A 2864-nucleotide genomic window follows, 5' to 3' on the forward strand; every position below is an offset into this window, starting at 1 on the left:
AGTTATTTACATTACTGAACTTGCTGAGAAGTCTGGAGATACTTGGATTAAAAATAAGCTTAACCAGTTTAAAGAGGACGCTAACCCGTTGCTATTTCGTCAAGCGTTGAAGATGGCGACAGGTAGCGGTAAAACCGTCGTCATGTCGATGCTGATTGCTTGGCATTCGCTGAATAAAATTGCTAATCCTCAACGTCGAGAATTTAGTGATACGTTTTTAGTGGTTGCGCCAGGGATCACGATCCGCGATCGCTTGCGTGTATTATTGCCAAATGATCCAGAAAACTATTACAAAAAGTTAGATTTAGTACCCTCAGATTTATTTGCAGAATTAGAGAAAGCCAAAATAGTTATTACCAATTATCATGCTTTCAAATCCAGAGAGCATACCAATGCTGCGGCATTAACTAAAACCATTCTCAGGCAAGGCAAGGAAAGCCCATTTACTGAAACCCCATCCCAGATGGTTAATCGCGTATGTCGAGGACTGGGGACTAAGAAAAATATCATTGTCATTAATGATGAAGCACACCACTGTTACCGTCGCCGTGTTGGTGGTGATGAAGAAAAATATAAAGGTGATGATTTAAAAGAAGCGAAAAAAAATGAAGAAGAAGCAAGGGTTTGGATTTCTGGGTTAGAAGCTATTCAAGAAAAATTAGGGGTAAAGGTAGTTTATGATCTCTCAGCTACTCCATTTTTTTTAAAAGGTTCAGGCTATAAAGAAGGAACGCTATATCCTTGGGTAGTATCAGATTTTTCTTTAATTGATGCGATTGAATCTGGTATTGTCAAAATCCCTCGTGTGCCTGTATCTGATGACAGTATGAAGGGAGAACTGCCTACTTATCGCAATATTTGGACGCTAATTCGTGACCATCTGCCCAAGAAAGGGAGGGGTTCTAAAGAAAATGCTCCCCCAACTCCAGAACCAAAATTACCCAAGGAATTAGAAGGTGCGCTGCGGACGCTGTATAGCAACTACGAGAAGAGTTTCAAAGTCTGGGAGCAAAATTCTGAGGCACAAGCCAAGGGACTCACCGCACCAGTTTTTATCGTAGTTTGTAACAATACCAGTGTCTCTAAGATGGTTTATGACTATATCTGCGGTTGGGATACTGGTAGAACTTACCCCGATGGCAGACCTGTTTTAACCCCTGGTCAGTTATCCGTGTTTAACAATGTCAAAGATGGTAATTGGGCATTTAGACCTAACACAATCTTGATTGATAGTGAGCAGTTAGAATCTGGGGAAAGTATGACTGCTGAGTTTAAGCAACTAGCAGCACGGGAAATAGAAGAGTTTAAGGCTGAGTATCGAAATAGATATCCAGGTCAAGACCCAGACAAAATCAGTAATGAAGACCTGTTGCGAGAAGTATTAAACACAGTCGGTAAAACTGGCAAGTTAGGTGAACATATTCGTTGTGTTGTTTCAGTTTCTATGCTGACTGAAGGTTGGGATGCCAATACAGTTACTCACATTTTGGGGGTGCGGGCATTTGGTACTCAGCTTTTGTGCGAACAAGTAGTAGGAAGGGGTTTAAGACGCATTAGCTATACCAGCAATGACCAAGGGATGTTTGAGCCGGAATATGCCGAAGTCTATGGTATTCCCTTTGCCTTTATTCCCTGTGCTGGTTCAAACAAAACCCCGAAACCTGGGTTACTGCCTACTCGTGTACGCTCACTTCCAGAAAGAATTGATTGTGAAATTACTTTCCCGAAGTTGTTAGGCTATCGTTACGAAATCAGCAGCAAAAAACTGACACCAGACTTTAGTAAATCTGGTTGTGACTATTCCCTATCTACGGCGGACTTACCCAGTAGCACAACAGTTGCCCCTATCATTGGTCTGTCTAATATTCATACCCTCGATGACCTGCGATCGCAACGTGAACAAGAAGTAGTTTTCTTACTGGCGAAGTTTACCTTAGAAAAGTATTTCCGATGCAGCGAGTTTGAGTCAGAAGTTCAGGCTTGGCTATTTCCCCAAGTATTGCAGATAGCAAAGCAGTGGATAAGGGAATGCGTCACCTACAAATCTGGGACATATCCCCAAATGCTACTGCTGAATGAGTTTGCCCATGATGCCTCGGATTGTATTTATCAGGCAATAGTTGCTGGCGAAAGTGAAAAATCTCTTAAACCCATATTGCGACCCTATGACCCAATAGGTTCAACAAGTTATGTAGACTTTAGCACCGCCCGTCCTGTTTATGTCACTGACCCTATGAAGTGTCATATTTCCCATGTGGTCGCTGACACCAACAGTTGGGAACAGAAGATGGCGCAGGTGTTAGAAGACATGAATAAAGTGGTTTGTTATGTCAAAAACCAGGGACTTGGTTTCTTGATTCCCTATACCTTAAATGGTGAACAAAAGAACTATATGCCTGACTTCATTGCAAGGATAAATGATGGGCAGGGTGATTTATCGAATTTGATTGTTGAGGTATCAGGAGAAGCGAGAAAAGATAAAGCAGCGAAAGTTGCTACGACCCAAAATCTTTGGATACCAGCGATAAATCAACATGGTGGTTTCGGTAGGTGGAATTTTATCGAAATCACTGACCCTTGGGATGCAGAAGATACTATTCGTAATTTTATTAGTCATGGTTATGCTAAATCATCACTTCTGCAAAATCTTCAAGCAGCCTAGTGATTGCTCATACTTAGTCAACTTTGTAATTAATTAATGGTTAGAATTGTGAACTATGTCTAAAAAAACTCCAATTAGTACTGTTAAGCATAAAGATAAAAGAACGAATATCCCTACAGAAGAACTGCGTGATTTTTTATCTGATGAAGAGAAAGCGCAAAAAGCTTTACTCTACCCGCGTGACACAGCTTTAGATCCTCAG

Annotated in this window: 1 protein-coding gene; it reads left to right on the forward strand. The window is 41.2% G+C overall.

Going from position 1 to position 2864, the window contains the following annotated elements; translation table 11 throughout:
* The coding region (locus HWQ37_RS29535) for a BPTD_3080 family restriction endonuclease (protein ID WP_292753964.1) at positions 1-2662 on the forward strand (2662 nt) is incomplete at its 5' end.
* Positions 2663-2864 lie beyond the last annotated feature (202 nt).

It is taken from the genome of Nostoc sp. NMS4 (assembly GCF_017115095.1).
GTDB lineage: Bacteria > Cyanobacteriota > Cyanobacteriia > Cyanobacteriales > Nostocaceae > Nostoc.